Annotated in this window: 18 protein-coding genes; 3 read left to right on the plus strand and 15 right to left on the minus strand. The window is 60.6% G+C overall.

Translation table 11 applies throughout. The features are described 5' to 3' along the window. The first annotated feature begins 133 nt into the window (after window positions 1–133). The 3 genes from xseA to leuA all read left to right on the plus strand — a co-directional run bounded on the left by xseA (window position 134) and on the right by leuA (window position 4,481). Complete coding sequence (xseA, locus tag PS14A_RS20095) at window positions 134–1,513, plus strand: exodeoxyribonuclease VII large subunit (RefSeq protein ID WP_212617069.1); 1,380 nt, start codon at window positions 134–136, stop codon at window positions 1,511–1,513. Between the two features lie 3 nt (window positions 1,514–1,516). After that, window positions 1,517–2,338 carry a peptidoglycan DD-metalloendopeptidase family protein gene (locus PS14A_RS20100; protein ID WP_212617070.1) on the plus strand — a complete coding sequence of 274 codons (822 nt, stop codon included), beginning with the start codon at window positions 1,517–1,519 and terminating at the stop codon, window positions 2,336–2,338. A 463-nt stretch (window positions 2,339–2,801) separates the two neighbouring features. Beyond that, window positions 2,802–4,481: a 2-isopropylmalate synthase gene (leuA, locus tag PS14A_RS20105; RefSeq protein ID WP_016773339.1), complete on the plus strand. Its 1,680-nt coding sequence runs from the start codon at window positions 2,802–2,804 to the stop codon at window positions 4,479–4,481. A 176-nt stretch (window positions 4,482–4,657) separates the two neighbouring features. Here leuA and PS14A_RS20110 read toward each other — a convergent pair whose 3' ends face one another. The 15 genes from PS14A_RS20110 to hscB all read right to left on the minus strand — a co-directional run bounded on the left by PS14A_RS20110 (window position 4,658) and on the right by hscB (window position 19,064). Then, on the minus strand, window positions 4,658–5,449 hold the full coding sequence (locus PS14A_RS20110; protein WP_137214098.1) for an amidohydrolase: 792 nt from the start codon (window positions 5,447–5,449) through the stop codon (window positions 4,658–4,660). After that, window positions 5,437–6,585 (minus strand): pyridoxal phosphate-dependent aminotransferase, encoded by a 1,149-nt coding sequence (locus PS14A_RS20115; protein ID WP_212617072.1) that lies wholly within the window; start codon window positions 6,583–6,585, stop codon window positions 5,437–5,439. The genes PS14A_RS20110 and PS14A_RS20115 overlap by 13 nt, the downstream gene beginning before the upstream one ends. Before the next feature lie 145 nt (window positions 6,586–6,730). Further along, window positions 6,731–8,203, minus strand: coding sequence for a ribosome biogenesis GTPase Der (der, locus tag PS14A_RS20120; RefSeq protein WP_024014210.1), 1,473 nt, complete (start codon window positions 8,201–8,203; stop codon window positions 6,731–6,733). Window positions 8,204–8,338: 135 nt separating this feature from the next. Then, on the minus strand, window positions 8,339–9,490 hold the full coding sequence (gene bamB, locus PS14A_RS20125; RefSeq protein WP_016773335.1) for an outer membrane protein assembly factor BamB: 1,152 nt from the start codon (window positions 9,488–9,490) through the stop codon (window positions 8,339–8,341). After that, complete coding sequence (locus PS14A_RS20130; protein WP_016773334.1) at window positions 9,483–10,124, minus strand: tetratricopeptide repeat protein; 642 nt, start codon at window positions 10,122–10,124, stop codon at window positions 9,483–9,485. Before PS14A_RS20130 ends, bamB begins: the two co-directional genes overlap by 8 nt. A 41-nt stretch (window positions 10,125–10,165) precedes the next feature. Continuing rightward, on the minus strand, window positions 10,166–11,455 hold the full coding sequence (hisS, locus tag PS14A_RS20135) for a histidine--tRNA ligase (RefSeq protein ID WP_024014212.1): 1,290 nt from the start codon (window positions 11,453–11,455) through the stop codon (window positions 10,166–10,168). A gap of 22 nt (window positions 11,456–11,477) precedes the next feature. Beyond that, on the minus strand, window positions 11,478–12,587 hold the full coding sequence (ispG, locus tag PS14A_RS20140; protein WP_016773332.1) for a flavodoxin-dependent (E)-4-hydroxy-3-methylbut-2-enyl-diphosphate synthase: 1,110 nt from the start codon (window positions 12,585–12,587) through the stop codon (window positions 11,478–11,480). Window positions 12,588–12,590: 3 nt separating this feature from the next. Further along, window positions 12,591–13,610 carry a RodZ family helix-turn-helix domain-containing protein gene (locus PS14A_RS20145; protein ID WP_212617076.1) on the minus strand — a complete coding sequence of 340 codons (1,020 nt, stop codon included), beginning with the start codon at window positions 13,608–13,610 and terminating at the stop codon, window positions 12,591–12,593. Beyond that, window positions 13,610–14,368 carry a type IV pilus biogenesis/stability protein PilW gene (pilW, locus tag PS14A_RS20150; protein WP_212617078.1) on the minus strand — a complete coding sequence of 253 codons (759 nt, stop codon included), beginning with the start codon at window positions 14,366–14,368 and terminating at the stop codon, window positions 13,610–13,612. Before pilW ends, PS14A_RS20145 begins: the two co-directional genes overlap by 1 nt. Before the next feature lie 12 nt (window positions 14,369–14,380). Further along, entirely contained in the window at window positions 14,381–15,529 is a 1,149-nt protein-coding gene (gene rlmN / locus PS14A_RS20155; protein ID WP_024014215.1) for a 23S rRNA (adenine(2503)-C(2))-methyltransferase RlmN, read from the minus strand. Between the two features lie 28 nt (window positions 15,530–15,557). Further along, a complete protein-coding gene (ndk, locus tag PS14A_RS20160; RefSeq protein ID WP_024014216.1) occupies window positions 15,558–15,983 on the minus strand; it encodes a nucleoside-diphosphate kinase in 426 nt (141 codons plus the stop codon). An 87-nt stretch (window positions 15,984–16,070) separates the two neighbouring features. Next, the gene (gene iscX, locus PS14A_RS20165) at window positions 16,071–16,271 is read right to left on the minus strand and encodes a Fe-S cluster assembly protein IscX (protein ID WP_123530472.1); all 201 of its coding nucleotides are present in this window, start codon (window positions 16,269–16,271) and stop codon (window positions 16,071–16,073) included. Window positions 16,272–16,285: 14 nt separating this feature from the next. Beyond that, entirely contained in the window at window positions 16,286–16,627 is a 342-nt protein-coding gene (gene fdx / locus PS14A_RS20170) for an ISC system 2Fe-2S type ferredoxin (protein ID WP_016773327.1), read from the minus strand. Next, entirely contained in the window at window positions 16,627–18,492 is a 1,866-nt protein-coding gene (gene hscA / locus PS14A_RS20175; protein WP_212617080.1) for a Fe-S protein assembly chaperone HscA, read from the minus strand. The genes fdx and hscA overlap by 1 nt, the downstream gene beginning before the upstream one ends. 50 nt (window positions 18,493–18,542) lie before the next feature. Continuing rightward, the gene (gene hscB / locus PS14A_RS20180) at window positions 18,543–19,064 is read right to left on the minus strand and encodes a co-chaperone HscB (RefSeq protein WP_016773325.1); all 522 of its coding nucleotides are present in this window, start codon (window positions 19,062–19,064) and stop codon (window positions 18,543–18,545) included. Window positions 19,065–19,072 lie beyond the last annotated feature (8 nt).

Genomic DNA, 19,072 nt, shown 5'->3' on the forward strand with positions numbered 1-19,072 from the left:
GGAGCTGCCGAAGGCTGCGATCTTTTGATCTTGATCCTGAAAAAACAAGATCAAAAGCTCGCAGCCTCGTTGCACTCGACAGCTCGTACAGGGTTCGTGCAATGAGCAGAAGAATGCCTTTAAACTGCGCCCCATGATTAAAGATCCCTTTGCAAGACTCGGCCTGGACCGTGAAGTCCTGACCGTCAGCCAGCTCAACGGCCGCGCGCGGGTGTTGCTCGAAGATGTGTTCAGCAACATCTGGGTCGAAGGCGAGATCTCCAACCTCGCGCGTCCGGCGTCCGGCCACGTCTACTTCACCCTCAAGGACAGCGGCGCCCAAGTGCGTTGCGCGTTGTTCCGGCAGAACGCCGCGCGCGTGCGCCAAGCGTTGAAGGACGGTCTGGCGGTCAAGGTGCGTGGCAAGGTTTCGCTGTTCGAAGGCCGTGGCGACTATCAGCTGATCCTCGACACCGTGGAGCCGGCCGGTGACGGCGCGCTGCGTCTGGCCTTCGATGCGCTGAAGGAAAAGCTCAGCGCCGAAGGCCTGTTCAGTGCCGAACGCAAAGTGCCGCTGCCCGCGCATCCGAAGCGCATCGGCATCATCAGCTCGCCGACCGGCGCGGTAATTCGCGACATCATCAGCGTATTCCGCCGCCGAGCGCCGCAGGTGCAACTGACCCTGATTCCAACCGCCGTGCAGGGCCGCGAAGCCACCGCGCAGATTGTCCGCGCGCTGAAAATGGCCGATGCCCGCGGCTTCGACGCGCTGATCCTCGCCCGTGGCGGCGGCTCGCTGGAGGACCTCTGGTGCTTCAACGAGGAAGCGGTGGCGCGCGCGGTCGATGCCTGTGTCACACCGATCGTCAGCGCCGTCGGCCATGAAACCGATGTTTCGATCAGCGATTTTGTCGCCGACGTTCGCGCACCAACACCCTCGGCCGCCGCCGAACTGCTCGCCCCGGATTCCAGGCATCTGATCCGTCAGGTCGAGAGCCTGCACCGCCGTCTGGTGATGCGCATGCGTGACCGCTTGATGCGTGATCGCCTGCGTCTGGAAGGCATGGCGCGACGGTTGCGCCATCCCGGCGAACGTCTGCGCCAGCAGGCGCAGCGTCTGGATGATCTGGACATGCGCATGCGCCGCGCTTTCGAGCGCAGCCTCAATACCCGCCGCGAACGCCTGATCCGTCTGGAAACCCGCCTCGCCGGGCAACACCCGGGACGCCAACTGGCCATGCTTCGCCAGCGCCTCGACAGTCTTGCCGAACGCCTGCCCCGGGCCATGCGCGATGCTTTGAAACAGCGTCGGCAGCAATTGCACAGTCAGATGCAGACCCTGCACGTGGTCAGTCCATTGGCGACCCTCGGTCGCGGTTACAGCATCCTGCTCGACGAGCGTGGCCATGCGATCCGCAACGCCGCGCAGACCCACACCGGCCAGCGCCTGAAAGCCAAACTCGGCGAAGGCGAACTGCAAGTGCGCGTCGAGGACAATCACCTGACGCCCGTCACCCTCTCTTTACTGGACTGATCCATGCCGCGTTTTCTCGCTCCGCTGCTGTTGCTCTGCCTGACCTTCAACGCCCACGCTGACAGTTACATCACTCGGCTGCTGAACAAACCGGTGCCGGGCGGCGTCGCCGTGGTGGATCTGGGCACTGCCGCGCAGGCGCCGAAAGCCACTTATCAGGGCAAACCGGTGCTGGTGGTCAAGGAGCAGAATAACTGGCTGGCGATCGTTGGCGTGCCGCTGACGGTCAAGCCCGGCGCGCAGCAGATCAGCAGTGGCGGGCGCAACTTGCCGTATACGGTGGGCAGTAAGAAATACCCGGAACAGCACATCACCCTGAAGAACAAACAGCAGGTCAATCCGAACGCCGACAACCTCAAGCGGATTGAGGGTGAACTGGCGGAACAGATCGCGGCTTACCGCAGTTTCAGCCCGAACACGCCGAGCAATCTGCTGCTGGATAAACCGGTCAACGGGCCGCTGTCGAGCAAGTTTGGTGTGCGCCGTTTCTTCAATGGCGAAGAACGTAATCCTCATGCCGGTCTCGATTTCGCAGTGCCCGCGGGCACGCCGATCAAGACCCCGGCGGCGGGCAAGGTGATTCTGATCGGCAATTACTTCTTCAACGGCAACACGGTGTTTGTTGACCATGGCCAGGGCTTTATCAGCATGTTCTGCCACATGTCGAAGATCGATGTGAAAAACGGCCAGCAACTGGCGCGCGGCGCGGTGGTCGGCAAAGTCGGCGCAACCGGCCGGGCAACCGGGCCGCATATGCACTGGAACGTCAGCCTGAATGACGCGCGGGTGGATCCGGCGATTTTCATTGGGGCTTTCCAACCTTGAATATATGTTGAGGCGACCGGCCTCTTCGCGAGCAGGCTCGCTCCCACACTGGATCTTATTCACAACAAAGATCCCCTGTGGGAGCGAGCCTGCTCGCGAAGGCGGCCTGTAAAACACCGCCATACTCAATGAATCTCCAAAAACTCAATTGCGCCCCAATCTAGCCTTACGCAAACATCAACAACTTCCACCGCCTTAAGCGCAATAAATTCCCGCAAAATCCCGCTTTCCGGGTATTCCTCTCAATTTTTTCCGACTGCTTGCCATCCTTTCCCCTCGCGGTTAGGGTTGAAGCCATGAAAACCTCTCACACCCTCATTCAGCTTCGCCAGCACCGCAGCCTGTGCCTCGTCAGCGCACGACTGCCAGGCTGAATCGCTGCGCCTCGTCCCACGCTTTTCCAAGAACATTCGTTCAACCGGCAGGCCGCCTCTTCTCGGCCCAGACAACAAGGAATTTCCCGATGAGCATGCTCAAAGATCCGTCTTCGAAATACCGCGCGTTTCCCGTCATCAACCTGCCGGATCGCACCTGGCCGTCGAAAACCATCGACGCCGCGCCCATCTGGTGCAGCTCCGACCTGCGTGACGGCAACCAGTCGCTGATCGAGCCAATGGACGCGGCGAAGAAGCTGCGCTTCTGGAAAACCCTGGTGCAGGTCGGTGTGAAAGAAATCGAAGCGTCGTTCCCGGCCGCGTCGCAAACTGATTTCGATTTCGTGCGTACGCTGATCGAAGAAGGCCACATCCCCGACGACACCACCATTCAGGTGCTGACCCAGGGCCGTGAAGACCTGATCGAGCGCACTTTCGAATCCCTGCGCGGGGCGAAGAAAGCCATCGTTCACCTGTACAACGCCACCTCGCCTTCTTTCCGTCGCATCGTCTTCAACCAGGACAAGGACGGCATCAAGGCCATCGCCGTCAACGCTGCCAAGCTGTTCGTCAAATACGCAGCCATGCAGCCAGAGACCGAGTGGACCTTCGAATACTCGCCGGAAACCTTCAGCGCCACCGAGCTGGAATTCGCCAAGGAAGTCTGCGACGCAGTGATCGAGGTGTGGAACCCGACGCCTGAGCACAAGATGATCCTCAACCTGCCGGCCACGGTTGAATGCGCAACGCCGAACGTTTACGCGGACCAGATCGAGTGGTTCGGCCGCAACATCAATCGTCGTGACAGCGTGATCATCAGCCTGCACACCCACAACGACCGTGGAACGGGTGTGGCCGCTACCGAGCTGGGCCTGATGGCTGGCGCCGATCGCGTCGAAGGCTGCCTGTTCGGCAACGGCGAGCGCACCGGTAACGTTGACCTCGTCACCGTCGCGCTGAACATGTACACCCAGGGCGTCGACCCTGAGCTGGACTTCTCCGACATCGACGGCGTGCGCAAAGTCGTCGAAGAGTGCAACCAGATCCAGGTGCATCCGCGTCACCCATACGTTGGCGATCTGGTGCATACCGCGTTCTCCGGCTCGCACCAGGATGCGATCCGCAAAGGCTTCGCCCAGCAGAAACCGGACACCCTGTGGGAAGTGCCATACCTGCCGATCGACCCGGCCGACATCGGTCGCAGCTACGAGGCAGTGATCCGCGTCAACAGCCAGTCGGGCAAGGGCGGCATCGCTTATTTGCTGGAGCAGGAATACGGCATCAGCCTGCCACGTCGCATGCAGATCGAGTTCAGCCAGGTCGTACAGCGTGAGACCGATCGCCTGGGCCTGGAGATGACCGCCAAGCAGATTCACTCGCTGTTGATCAGCGAATACCTGCAGGCCAACACCCCGTACGCGCTGGTCAGCCATCGTCTGCAGGAAGAGAACGGCAACAGCGCCGTCGAAGTCGAAGTGGCGAGCAAAGGTCAGGGCGAAACCAACCTGCACTGGCGCGGCAAGGGCAACGGCGCACTGGAAGCACTGGTCGCCGGCCTGCCGATTCCGGTGGAAATCATGGACTACAACGAACACGCGATCGGCGCGGGCACCAATGCCAAGGCTGCGGCCTACATCGAACTGCGGGTGAACGGTGAACGTGCGGTGCACGGCGTGGGTATCGATGAAAACATCACCACCGCCAGCTTCAAGGCATTGTTCAGCGCACTGAACCGCTCGCTGAGCCAGCCAGAGGCAAAAGCAGCGTAATCGACCGCTGAAATGCGAAAGGCCCCGGAGTGCGAACTCCGGGGCCTTTTTTTGCCTACAGGTTTCTGGCTGACTTTTATGGCCCCTTCGCGAGCAGGCTCGCTCCCACATTTGGAATACATTTCCCTGTGGGAGCGAGACTGCTCGCGAAGGCGTCCTGACAGGCGCTGGGAGTATCAGGTGAACTCAAAGGTGTCGGCATCCAGGTTCGCCGGAAAGCGCTCGCGATACGCCGCCAACGGCGCAGCTTCCAGCACCACCTTGAACACACCATCCGCCTCCCCCGCCGCCAGCAACGTCTCGCCCTGGAAATCCAGGACCTGACTGTCGCCGGTATACGCGAAGCCCTTGCCATCGCTGCCCACGCGATTCACCGCCGCCACATAGCAGAGGTTTTCAATCGCTCGCGCCGGCAGCAGGCGGTTCCAGTGCAGACGCCGTGCGCCCGGCCAGTTGGCGGTGTACAGCAGCAGATCGGTGTCCTGCGCGTCGCGGCTCCACACCGGGAAACGCAGGTCGTAGCAGATCAGCGGACGAATCCGCCACCCCTTGAGCTCGAACTGCACCTGCCGCTCGCCCGGCGTGTAATGGTTGTGCTCGCCGGCCATGCGGAACAGGTGACGCTTGTCGTAATGCAGCGCTTCGCCGTCCGGCCGCGCCCACAGCAAGCGGTTGCGATGGCTGCCGTCAGCCGCCTGAATGATCACGCTGCCAGTGATGACCGCATTGAACTTCGCCGCCTGCGCCCGCAGCCATTTGCTGGTCGGGCCGTTTTCGGCTTCGGCGAGGGTTTCCGATTCCATCGAGAATCCGGTGGTGAACATCTCCGGCAGGATGATCAGATCGGCGCCACGGGCCTGTTCCAGCAACAGCTCGAAATGCTCAAGGTTGGCCTGCCGGTCGTGCCAGGCCAGGCTGGTCTGGATCAGCGCCAGAGTCAGGTCTGGCAATGCACTCAGATCACGCATAGTTTCGCCGCCGCTTCACGCAGCGTCTCCTCGCGTTTGGCAAAGCACAGGCGTATCAGGCGCTGGCCTTGCGGTGGATTCTGGTAGAACACCGACACCGGAATGCTCGCGACACCGTGCTCGCGAGTCATCCACATGGCCATCTCAACGTCGTTCAGATCCGGACGGATCTGCGAATAATCGACCAATTGGAAATAGGTGCCGGTGACTCGGGTAAAACTGAAGCGCGACGGCGCGAGCAGATCGCAGAACAGATCGCGCTTGGCCTGATAGAAACCCGGCAGCTCTTCAACGTGCTCCGGGTGCTCGGCCATGTAATCGGCCAGCGCGTATTGCAGCGGCGTGACGCCACAGAAACTGACGTACTGATGCACCTTGCGCAATTCGGCTGTCAGCGCTGGCGGGGCGACGACGTAGCCGGTTTTCCAGCCGGTGACGTGGTACGTCTTGCCGAACGAACTGACCACGAACGCGCGCTGATACAGCTCTTCATGGGCCAGCACGCTGACATGCGGCACGCCGTCGAAGACCAGGTGTTCGTAGACTTCGTCGCTGATCAGATAGATGTCGCGATCACGGATCAACGCCGCCAGTTGATCGAGCTCGGCGCGGCTGATCAATGCGCCGCTGGGGTTATGCGGGGTGTTGATGACGATCATTTTCGTCCGCGGGCTCAGGGCCGCGGCGAGCTGATCGAAGTCGATGGAGAAATCGACCGGATTCAGCTGCACATGCACGCAACGACCACCCGCCAGCTCCGTTGCCGGTGCATAGCTGTCGTAGCACGGATCGAAGACGATGACTTCGTCGCCGCTGTGGATAACGGCCTGAATCGCGCAGAAGATCGCCTGGGTCGCGCCGGGCGTCACGGTCACTTCATGATCGGCATCGACAGTCACGCCGTAGCTGCGGGCGATCTTGGCCACGATCTGCTGACGCAACGCCGGCAAACCGGTCATCGGCGAATACTGGTTATGGCCACTGGCGATATGCCGCCCGACCGCATCACGCAACGACTGCGGGCCGTCGAAATCCGGGAAACCCTGGGACAGGTTGATCGCGCCGGTCTGCGCCGCGAGCTGAGACATCTGCGTGAAAATAGTGATGCCGACATTCGGCAGCTTGCTGGTGATCATCGGAGGCCCCTTGCAGGTGAAACGCAAGTTTCAAGCCTCAAGCTGCTAGCTGCAAGCAAAAACCCGCGCCCACAAAAAAGGGCTTCATACGAAGCCCTCTCTGCTTTTACTTGAAGCTTGCAGCTCGAAACTTGAAGCTGCTTTTTTATTTCTTGTCGCGGCGCTTCTTGCTGGCTTTCTTGTTGTGCGACATCAAGCGACGCTTCTTGTTGACCTGGCGGTCGGTCAGCGTGTTCTTGTTGCCTTCGTACGGGTTCTCGCCGCCCTTGAACTCGATGCGGATCGGCGTACCGACCAGCTTGAGTACACGACGGTAAGTGTTTTCCAGATAGCGCACGTAGGACTTCGGCACTTTCTCGATCTGGTTACCGTGGATCACGATGATCGGCGGGTTCGCACCACCCAAGTGAGCGTAACGCAGCTTGATCCGGCGGTTGTTGACCATCGGTGGTGCGTGCTCGCCCACCGCATCTTCGAGAATCTGGGTCAGACGGTTGGTCGGCCAGCGGGTCACAGCGGACTTGAACGAGTTCTGCACCGAGGCGTAGAGGTTCCCCACGCCCGTGCCGTGCAGGGCCGAGATGAAGTGAATGTCGGCGTAGTCGACGAAGAACAGCCGGCGTTGCAGCTCGACTTTGACGAAGTCGCGCTCGCTCGGCGTCATGCCGTCCCACTTGTTGATCGCGATAACCAGCGCACGACCGGATTCGATCGCGAAGCCCAGCAGGTTCAGGTCGTGATCGACCACACCCTCGCGGGCGTCCATCACGAAGATCACCACGTTGGCGTCTTTGATCGCCTGCAGGGTTTTGACCACGGAGAATTTTTCGACTTCTTCGTGGATCTTGCCGCGCTTGCGCACACCTGCGGTGTCGATCAGCGTGTACTTCTCTTCATTGCGCTCGAACGGAATGTAGATGCTGTCGCGGGTGGTGCCCGGCTGGTCATACACGATGACCCGGTCTTCACCGAGCATGCGGTTGACCAGGGTCGACTTGCCGACGTTCGGACGACCGATGATGGCGATCTTGATCCCGTCTTTTTCGCTCGGGCCAGGAATGCGCTTGGCTTCCTCGCCTTCGGCAACGACTTCTTCCTCTTCGCCTTCAGCCGGCTCGTCATCATCGCGCGGGAACTCGCTCAGGGCGGCTTCCAGCAATTGCGTGATGCCACGGCCGTGGGCGCCCGCGATCGGGATCGCGTGGCCCATGCCCAGCGGGGCGAATTCGGCGCGGGCCATTTCCGGGTCGATGTTGTCGACCTTGTTGGCAACCACGTGGGAACGCTTGTTACGTTTGCGCAAATGCTCGGCGATCATCTGGTCGGCAGCGGTAAAACCGGCCTTGGCATCTACCAGAAACAGCACCACATCGGCTTCTTCGATGGCCAGCAGCGACTGCTCGGCCATTTTTTCGTCCATACCATGTTCGTCACCGGAGATACCGCCGGTGTCGATCAGAATGTAGGAACGCCCTTGCCACTTGGCCTCACCGTACTGGCGATCACGGGTCAGACCGGACAGGTCGCCGACGATGGCGTCACGAGTCCTGGTCAGGCGGTTGAACAAGGTGGACTTGCCGACGTTCGGTCGGCCCACCAGGGCGATTACGGGAACCATGCGGCTCTCCACTTCGTTATTTCAGAAAATACAAAAGCCGCTGCGAGGCAGCGGCTGGTGCTCGGGGCAACACCCGGGGGCGCTGCAAACCCTGCTGATGCAGGGCCGCTTGGGGATGAACCCCAAGCATAGTTGTTACTTGATGGTCAGGGCTTCCAGTTTGCCGCTGTTGCCATACACATAAATCGTGTCGCCCACCACCAGCGGACGGGCACGCAGGCCGTCGCTGTCGATGCGCTCACGGCCGACGAAACGACCGTCGACCTGACTCAGCAGATGCAGATAACCTTCCAGGTCACCCACAGCTACGTAGCTGGAGAACACTTCCGGTGCCGACAGTTGACGGCGAGCCAGCGAGTCGTTGCTCCACAGTGCGGTGGTGGAACGCTCGTCGACGCCTTCAACGGTGCCAGAGGACAGGCTCACGTAGACGCTGCCGAAACCCTGAGCGATACCGGCGTAGCTCGACGCATCGCGCTGCCACAGTTGACGGCCGCTTTCCAGGTCCAGTGCCGCAACGCGCCCCTGATAACTGGCCACATACAGCGTGCCGCCGGACAGCAGCAGACCGCCGTCGATGTCGACCACGCGCTCCAGTTCCGAACGACCCTGTGGAATGGCAATGCGTTGTTCCCACACCGGCACGCCGTTGGAGATGTCCAGCGCGACTACTTTACCGGTCGACAGGCCAGCTACCGCCAGACGGTTGGTCACCAGCGGAGCACTGGTGCCACGCAGGGTCAGGACCGCCGGGGTGCTGTCATACACCCAGCGCTGGTTGCCGGTGGCAGCGTCCAGACCGATCAGACGATCGTCCTGGGTCTGCACAACGACCACGTCGCCATTGTTAGCGGGCGGCGCGAGGACTTCACTGTTGACGCGGGCACGCCACTTCTCTTCACCGTTGCTGGTGTCCAGAGCGACGACTTCGCCACGCAGGGTACCGATCAGTACCAGACCGTAACCCACGCCAACGGCGCCGGAGACAGGCAGTTCCAGATCCTGATCCCACTTCACGTCGCCGTTGCTGCGATCCAGCGCCATCACCACACCGGTCACATCAGCGGCGTAGATGGTGTCACCGTCGATCGCCGGCACCAGCATGTTGTAGGTTTCGCCCTGACCGTCACCGATCGAGCGGCTCCACTGCTTCTGCAGAACCACTTCTTCTTTGAAGTCGGTCAGTTCGGCCGGTGGCAATTCTTTCTTGCTGTTGCTGCTGCAACCCGCGGCCAGAAGGGCCAGAGCCAGCAATGCTGCATGCTTCCAACGGATCACGTCACGCATCCCCTTTGGCCAGGTCGTCGAGCTTGATTTGAAGGCCACCGACCGCCGCTTCATCCGACAGTGCCGCCTTGGCTTTTTGATACGCCTTGTTCGCGTCATCGGTACGGCCCAAGCGCACCAGCAGGTCGCCCTTGAGTTCTTCGCGAGTGGCCAGGAACGCTTTGTCGGCATCGCCGTCGAGCAGTTTCAGGGCGTCTTCGGCCTTGTCCTGCGCGCCCAGCACCTGCGCCAGACGCTGACGGGCGATTTCGCCCAGCGCCGGGTTGGCCGGTTTGTCGACGATGGCTTTGAGTTCGGTTGCCGCGTCGTCCAGCTTGCCGCTGTCGACCGCTACTTTGGCGACGAACAGGCTGCCGTACTGCGCGTAGGCCGAACCGCCGTATTCGCTGTTGAGCTTGCCGGCCAGATCCGCAACGCGGGCGGCATCAGGCTTGCCGTCAGGCGTCAGCGTGGTTTCCAGCAATTGCTGATAGAGCACCGAGGCGCCTTGCGACTGGTTGCTCTGGTATTTGTGATATGCCTGCCAGCCGAACACGATGACCAGCGCCAACAGGCCGCCGGTGACCAGAGGTTTGCCGTTGCGTGTCCACCAGTCCTTCAAATCCGCCAACTGTTCGTCTTCGGTACTCGACACCCCAATACTCCTTAATCGCTAAATCGGCTGTTAAGACAGCTTCAACCCTGCACGACGCAGGTGGCCAGGTGAGCGGCGAGCGCATCCCAGGCAATGCTTTGTTGTTCGCCCTGGCCACGCAGGGGTTTGAAACCTACCACTTGCTGGGCCATTTCGTCGTCACCGAGGATCAATGCGTACAGCGCACCGCTCTTGTCGGCCTTCTTGAACTGGCTTTTGAAACTGCCGGCGCCGGCATTGACTTGCAGGCGCAGGTTTGGAAGTTCATCGCGAACCCGTTCGGCCAGGGCCAGACCGGCCAGCTCGGCTTCTTCACCGAAGGCGCAGAGGTAGACGTCGACCTGACGGGAAATTTCCTGCGGGATCTGCTCAAGGGTTTCGAGCATCAATACCAGACGCTCGATGCCCATGGCGAAACCGACGCCCGGGGTTGGCTTGCCGCCCATCTGCTCGACCAGCCCGTCGTAACGGCCGCCCGCGCACACGGTGCCCTGGGCGCCGAGCTTGTCGGTGACCCATTCGAAAACGGTTTTGCTGTAGTAATCGAGGCCACGCACCAGTTTCGGGTTGAGCACGTAAGGAATGCCAACGGCATCCAGACGCGCCTTCAGGCCTTCGAAGTGAGCGCGGGACTCGTCGTCGAGGTAGTCGGCCATTTTCGGTGCATCGACCAGCACGGCCTGGGTGTCGGCATTTTTTGTGTCGAGCACGCGCAGCGGGTTGGTTTTCAGGCGACGCTGGCTGTCTTCGTCGAGCTTGTCGTGGTGCGCCGAGAGATACTCGACCAGCGCTTCACGATAGCGACCACGGGACTCGCTGGTGCCGAGGCTGTTGAGTTCGAGCTTGACCGCATCACGGATGCCCAGCTCGCCCCACAGGCGCCAGGTCATGATGATCAGCTCGGCGTCGATGTCCGGACCGTCGAGGTTGAACACTTCCAGACCGATCTGGTGGAACTGGCGATAACGGCCTTTCTGCGGTCGCTCGTGGCGGAACATCGGGCCGATGTACCAGAGTTTCTGCACCTGACCACCGCCGGTGATGCCGTGTTCGAGCACGGCACGTACGCAGGCCGCAGTGCCTTCCGGACGCAGGGTCAGGGAGTCACCGTTGCGGTCTTCGAAGGTGTACATCTCTTTTTCGACGATATCGGTGACTTCGCCGATCGAGCGCTTGAACAGCTCGGTGAACTCGACGATCGGCATGCGGATCTGCTTGTAACCGTAGTTATCCAGCAGACGCGCCACGGTGCCTTCGAAATAACGCCACAGCGGGGTCTGTTCGGGCAGGATGTCGTTCATGCCACGAATGGCTTGCAGAGACTTGCTCACAAAATTTCCTTAATTCGTTCGATCAGCCGCGCGCGATAACGGCAGCGTCAGCTTCGACCTTTTCGGCCGCTTTCTGGCGGATCAGCTTTTCCAGCTCGTCCACCAGATTGTCATTCGTCAGTTTCTGCGACGGCTTGCCGTCGATGTAAATCAGGTTGGGCGTGCCGCCGGTCAAGCCGATATGGGCTTCCTTGGCTTCGCCGGGGCCGTTGACCACGCAACCGATGACCGCGACATCCAGCGGCACCAGCAGGTCTTCAAGGCGCCCTTCCAGCTCGTTCATGGTTTTCACCACATCGAAGTTCTGCCGCGAGCAGCTCGGGCAGGCGATGAAGTTGATGCCACGGGAACGCAGATGCAAAGACTTGAGAATGTCGTAACCGACCTTCACTTCCTCGACCGGGTCGGCCGCCAGCGAGATGCGGATAGTATCGCCAATCCCTTCGGCGAGCAGCATACCTAGGCCCACGGCGGATTTCACTGTGCCCGAGCGCAAACCCCCAGCTTCAGTGATGCCGAGGTGCAGCGGCTGGACGATTTCTTTCGCCAGCAAACGGTACGCTTCGACGGCCATGAACACGTCGGAGGCCTTAACGCTGACCTTGAAGTCCTGGAAATTCAGGCGTTCAAGGTGTTCAACGTGGCGCAAAGCGGACTCGACCAATGCAGCCGGGGTCGGCTCGCCGTATTTCTTTTGCAGGTCTTTTTCCAGGGAACCGGCATTGACGCCGATGCGGATCGGAATGCCGCGATCACGGGCGGCATCGACCACGGCACGCACGCGGTCTTCACGACCGATGTTGCCCGGGTTGATACGCAGGCAGTCGACACCCAGCTCGGCCACGCGCAAGGCGATCTTGTAGTCGAAGTGGATGTCAGCCACCAACGGCACTTTGACCAGTTGCTTGATCTTGCCGAACGCCTCGGCGGCGTCCATGTCCGGTACCGAAACGCGAACGATGTCGACCCCGGCGGCTTCCAGACGATTGATCTGCGCCACGGTCGCGGCGACGTCATTGGTGTCGCTGTTGGTCATGCTCTGCACAGCGATCGGCGCATCGCCGCCCACCGGTACGTTGCCGACCCAGATCTTGCGCGATTCGCGACGTTTGATTGGAGATTCGCCGTGCATGACTTATTGACCCAACTTCAGGCGAGCAGTCTCGCCACTGGTGAACGGAGCGATATCGACCGGTTGGCCGTTGTAGCTGACCTGTGCTGCACGGGCGACGCCCAGACGTACGGCGAGCGGCGGCTTGCCGGAAACACTCACGCTGTCGCCTTTATGCTTCAGACCACTGAAAATCACTTTGCCACGGCCATCGGTCACCTGTGCCCAGCAATCGCCGGTGAACTGCAATTGCACCTGGCCTTCGCCGGCAACCGGCGCAGTTGCTTCAGCGCTTGGCGCTTGAGCAACCGGCGCGGTCGGGGCAGGTGTCGCAGGGACATTCGGCGCTGGAGTGGCCGGAGCTGCCACCACTGGCGCAGGCGTCGGTGCCGGTGCGCTTGGCGCAACTGCCGGGGCAGTTGGCTCGGTCGCTGGCGCCGCGGATTCGGCGCCGGTCGATTCAGCACTGGTTTCCGACTGCGGCAAGGCCAGCGATGTCGAATTGTCGGCCTGATTTTCGGCGACAGCCTGGTCTTCCGGCTCGTCGATCGGGTGGATCTGCGTGGTGCCGTCAGCGCCTTCGACTTCGACGTGCTCCGGTGCCAGGCTGGTCAGATCGCGGGTGCGCTGCGAAGTCTGATCCTGCCACCAGACGAAACCGCCGCCGATGACTGCGATCAGCAGCAACAGGCTGACGATACGCAAAATGGTGTGGGAAACCCGCACCGGCTCTTCGATACGACCGAGGGCGTGAACGTTGCTGCCCTGGGAGTCGGTGCCGGTGGACTGGTCGAACTGCTGAACCAGAACGGTCTGGTCCATGCCGAGCAATTTGGCATAGGCGCGAATGTAACCGCGAGCGAAGGTATGCCCCGGCAGCTTGTCGAAAGCGCCGGCTTCAAGATTACTCAGGGATGTCACGGTGAGGTTGAGCTTGAGGGCCACTTCGGCCAGCGACCAGCCATTGCTTTCGCGGGCCTGGCGCAGGGTCTCACCGGGATTAACGCGATTCGCTGCTACAACTTCGGGATGCGCCGCTTTCATCATTGCTCCGACAGGTATTGCTGATATTCCGGCGTACCGGGATAGAGTCGTTTTAATTGCAGACCGTAACTGGCTGCCTTGTCGCGATCTTCAAACACTTTTGCCAGCCGAACGCCGAGCAATAGACTACGTGCATTTTGTTCGGTGAGCTGGCTGAAACGGTCGTAATAGTCACGCGCGGGCACATAATGCCTGTCTTCGAAGGACAACTCAGCCATTTCCAGCAACGCCCGTGGTTGTTGGCGGTTCAGGCGCAGGGCTTTTTCCAGCTGTTGCTGCGCCAGATCACGCTGGCCAAGCTTGGCGGCGGTCATGCCGAGGTTTTCGAAGACCCGCGAACGCTCAGGATACAGGGTATCGGCGGCCGCTTGTTCAAAACGCTCGTAGGCTTCCTTGTAGCGCTGTTCTTCGTAGAGAAAACTGCCGTAGTTGTTGAGGATGCGTGCATCGGCAGGACGTGAGGACAGGGCCTTGCGAAAGTGCTCGTCGGCAAGTGCCGGCTCCATCTCGGCCTGAAACACCAGACCGAGGGCCGCATTCGCGTCGGGGTCGGAACTGTCCAGCTCCAGCGCCTTCTTCAAGGGCACCTTGGCGCGTTCGGTCATGCCCTGCTGCAGGTAGCCCAGTCCCAACTGCACGTAGGCAGCCCGCGCTTCATCGCGGCCCTTGCTGGTCTTCATCGGGTTGTAGTCACCCGACAGGACACAACCAGCACACAGGCTGGCCATCAGCAACAGCAGCGCAAAGCGCAGGGACATAGAGATCCTCTCTTAGTTAGTGTTCGCAGCGTTCTGTGCCAGATCGCTGTCGGCGCTCAACTCGCGCACGGCGATGTAACGTTCGCTGCGACGGGTGCGATCCAGCACCTGCCCTACCAATTGACCACATGCGGCATCGATGTCTTCACCACGAGTGGTGCGCACGGTGACGTTGAAACCGGCCTGATGCAACTGATCCTGAAAGCGGCGGATGGCGTTGTTGCTCGGCCGCTCGTACCCGGAGTGCGGGAACGGGTTGAACGGGATCAGGTTGATCTTGCACGGGATGTCTTTAAGCAGCTCGATCATTTCCACCGCGTGCTCAAGCTTGTCGTTGACGTCCTTGAGCAAGGTGTACTCGATGGTCAGCACACGTTTTTCGCCAAGGGCGGACATGTAGCGCTGGCACGACTCGAGCAGCATCTTAAGCGGATATTTCTTGTTGATCGGCACCAATTGGTTACGCAATGCGTCATTCGGTGCGTGCAGGGACAACGCCAGGGACACGTCGATGTGCTTGGCCAGCTCATCGATCATCGGCACCACACCCGAAGTGGACAGGGTCACGCGGCGCTTGGAGATCCCGTAGCCGAGGTCATCCATCATCAGATGCATGGCGGCGACGACGTTGTCGAAGTTCAGCAACGGCTCGCCCATGCCCATCATCACCACGTTGGTGATGGCGCGGTCGACGGTGGCCGGGACGCTGCCGAAAGATTTGTTGGCAATCCACACCTGACCGATGACTTCGGCGGCGGTGAGGTTGCTGTTGAAGCCTTGCTTGCCGGTGGAGCAGAAACTGCAATCCAGGGCACAGCCTGCCTGGGACGAAACGCACAAGGTGCCGCGCTTGCCCTGGGGAATGTACACGGTCTCGACGCAGCTGCCGGACGCCACGCGGACCACCCATTTACGGGTGCCGTCGCTGGAGATGTCCTCGCTGACCACTTCCGGACCACGCACTTCAGCAATGGCCTTGAGCTTGTCGCGCAAGGCTTTGCTGACGTTCGTCATGGCGTCGAAATCATCGACGCCAAAGTGGTGAATCCATTTCATTACCTGACCGGCACGGAAACGCTTCTCCCCGATTGAGTCGAAGAATTTTTCCATTTCCGGCTGGGTCAGACCCAGCAGGTTTGTTTTAACAGTCGATGTAGTCATGGATTCACCTTCACTCTGCAAGCAATGCTTAGCGAGTGGTTACTTCAGTAGCTGCGAAGAAGTAAGCGATTTCGCGAGCGGCAGCAGCTTCGGAGTCCGAACCGTGAACGGCGTTGGCGTCGATCGATTCAGCGAAGTCAGCACGGATGGTGCCGGCAGCAGCTTCTTTAGGGTTGGTAGCGCCCATCAGCTCACGGTTGCGAGCGATAGCGTTTTCGCCTTCCAGAACCTGAACGACAACCGGGCCGGAAGTCATGAATGCAACCAGGTCACCGAAGAAACCGCGCTCGCTGTGCTCAGCGTAGAAGCCTTCGGCTTCGGCTTTGGACAGTTGCTTCAGTTTCGAAGCTACAACGCGCAAGCCAGCGTCTTCGAAGCGAGTGGTGATCTTGCCGATCACGTTTTTAGCAACGGCGTCAGGCTTGATGATGGAGAAAGTACGTTGAACAGCCATGGTGTAACTCCAGAAACGGTAATTTGCGAAAAATTAAACCCGCGAATTATACGCGGGTTCTTGGGTATTGCCTAACCTGCGAGACGATCAGTCCAATTCTTTGGCCCAGAGCTCCTGAACCGCTTCGAGCACCTTCTCGCCGACACGGCCAGAAGTAGCATCGAAGTCAGGCAGCTCAAGGATCATCTGCTGCAAACGGACAAAACCTACAGAATACGGGTCGAGCCCCTCGTGGGCCTCGGCCAGCTCTTCGGCAATGCGTTGAACATCATTCCAACCGTAGCTCATGACAGTCTTACCAGTCAGTGCGGCGCTTCGGCCGCATGGTTAAGCGAATATTTCGGAATCTCGACGGTGAGGTCTTCCTCACCAACGATAGCCTGGCAAGCCAGACGCGATTGCGCCTCAAGGCCCCAGGCACGATCGAGGAAGTCTTCTTCCAGCTCGTCGGCCTCTTCCAGCGAGTCGAAACCCTCGCGGATGATGCAATGGCACGTGGTGCAGGCGCAGACGCCGCCGCATGCGCTTTCCATCTCGATATGGTGTTCGTGGGCCAGCTCGAGAATAGAGGTGCCGGGCGCAGCCTCGACCACCATGCCTTCAGGGCAAAACTTCTCGTGGGGCAGAAAAATGACCTGCGGCATCAGATATCCTCGATTTCATTCAGGTTGCGCCCCGACAGAGCGGCTTTCACCGTCAGATCCATGCGGCGGGCAGCAAAAGCATCGGTCACTTGCGACAGACGCTTGGTCTGCTGCTCGATGGCGTAACCATCGGTACCTTTCATCAGTTCGGCCAGTTCCTGCATTTGCAGTTCGATGACCATGCGCTCTTCGGCGTCGAGCAAACGCTCGCCATCGGCCTCCAGAGCGCCCTGCACCGCTTCGAGCAGGCGCTGGGCATCGACTTGCTGCTCACGCAGAACGCGGGCGACCTTGTCGTCATTGGCATGCTGGAACGAATCCTTGAGCATCTTGGCGATTTCGCCATCGGTCAGACCATAGGAAGGCTTGACCTGAATGCTCGCCTCAACGCCCGAGCCCAATTCACGGGCAGACACGCTGAGCAGACCGTCGGCATCGACCTGGAAGGTCACGCGAATTTTCGCCGCGCCCGCCACCATTGCCGGAATGCCGCGCAATTCGAAGCGTGCCAACGAGCGGCAGTCGCTGATCAGCTCGCGCTCACCCTGCAACACGTGGATCGCCATGGCCGACTGGCCGTCTTTATAAGTGGTGAAGTCCTGGGCGCGCGCGACGGGGATGGTGGTGTTGCGCGGAATCACCTTCTCCATCAGACCGCCCATGGTTTCCAGCCCCAGGGACAGCGGAATAACATCGAGCAGCAGCAGTTCGCCGCCATCGCGCTTGTTGCCAGCCAGGGTGTCGGCCTGGATCGCGGCCCCGATGGCCACCACTTGATCCGGGTCGATTTCCGTCAGTGGCTGACGACCGAAGGCTTCGGCAACAGCTTCACGCACACGTGGCACGCGGGTCGAACCGCCGACCAAGACCACGGCATGGACGTCTTCCAGTTCAATACCGGAATCGCGAACCGCGCGGCGGCAAGCTTTCAGGCTGCGCGCGACCATCGGTTCGATCAGCGCATCGAAGGCTTCGCGGGTCAGTTGTGCTTTCCAGTCGCCGTAAGCCACTTCCACACTGGCCGCATCGGTCAGGGCTTCTTTGGCCGCGCAGGCGGTTTGCAGCAGATTGCGTTGCGCGCCTGGGTCGAGATCGGCGGACAGGCCAGCGCTCTCGATGATCCAGCCGGCAATCGCGTGATCGAAGTCATCGCCGCCCAGCGCGCTGTCGCCGCCAGTGGCCAGAACTTCAAAGACGCCGCCGGTCAGACGCAGAATGGAGATATCGAAAGTACCGCCGCCCAAGTCGTAGATCGCCACCAGACCTTCGGCGTGCTGATCCAGACCGTACGCCACCGCAGCGGCAGTCGGCTCGTTGAGCAGACGCAACACGTTGAGACCGGCGAGCTTGGCCGCGTCTTTGGTGGCCTGACGCTGCGCATCGTCGAAGTAGGCAGGAACGGTGATTACCGCGCCAACCAGTTCGCCACCCAAGGTCGCTTCAGCGCGCTGACGCAGGACCTTGAGGATATCGGCGGAGACTTCAACCGGGCTTTTCGGGCCTTGCACGGTATCGATAAACGGCATGTGCGATTCGCCGCCGACAAAGCGGTACGGCAGTTGCTCGCCCAATTGCTTGACGTCGGACAGACCACGACCCATCAAGCGCTTGACCGAGAGCACGGTGTTCAGAGGATCAGAGGCTGCCGCCAGCTTGGCGGACTCACCGACTTCAACGCGGTCGGCGTGATAACGCACGGCGGACGGCAGGATGACCTGCCCGTTGGCGTCGGCCAGCGGTTCGGAAAGACCACTGCGCAGCGCAGCGACCAGCGAATTGGTAGTACCCAAGTCGATGCCCACAGCCAGACGGCGCTGGTGCGGTTGAGGACTTTGGCCGGGTTCGGCGATCTGCAGTAGAGCCATGGTGATCAGGTCTTGTCTGTCTGTCAGCGTGCAATCAGGGCAGCACTGGGTTAATCGTCGAGGCGCTCTTCCAGCTGGCGCACTTCGTAGGTGAGCTTGTCGAGGAACTGCATGCGCCGCATCAGGCGTTCGGCCTGCTCGCGTTGCGCTGCATCATCCCAACAGGCTGCGAAGCTTTCGTTGAGCTGCTCCTGAGCCGCCTTCAAGCGACGCTTGAACACGGCGACACCGTCGAGGTCGGCACTGTCCTGCAGATCTTCAAGCTCTTCGCGCCATTGCATCTGCTGCAAAAGAAACTCGGGATCGTGGACAGTGACTTCCATTGGCACTTCATGCCCGCTGATTTTCAGCAGATAGCGTGCGCGCTGGGCCGGACTCTTGAGCGTCTGGTAGGCGTCGTTGAGCCGCGCCGATTGCTCGAGTGCCGAGCGCTGCTCGCGTTCGGATGCATCGGCAAAACGGTCAGGATGGACGCCGCGCGCCAACTCACGGTAGCGCGTGGCCAACTGCTCGAGATCCAGGCGGAAGCTCGGTTGCAGCTCGAATAAAGCGAAATGACAAGGAATACCCACGACCAGCC

This window comes from Pseudomonas sp. 14A, from assembly GCF_018132745.1.
In the GTDB taxonomy this organism is placed as follows: Bacteria; Pseudomonadota; Gammaproteobacteria; order Pseudomonadales; family Pseudomonadaceae; genus Aquipseudomonas; species Aquipseudomonas mercuritolerans.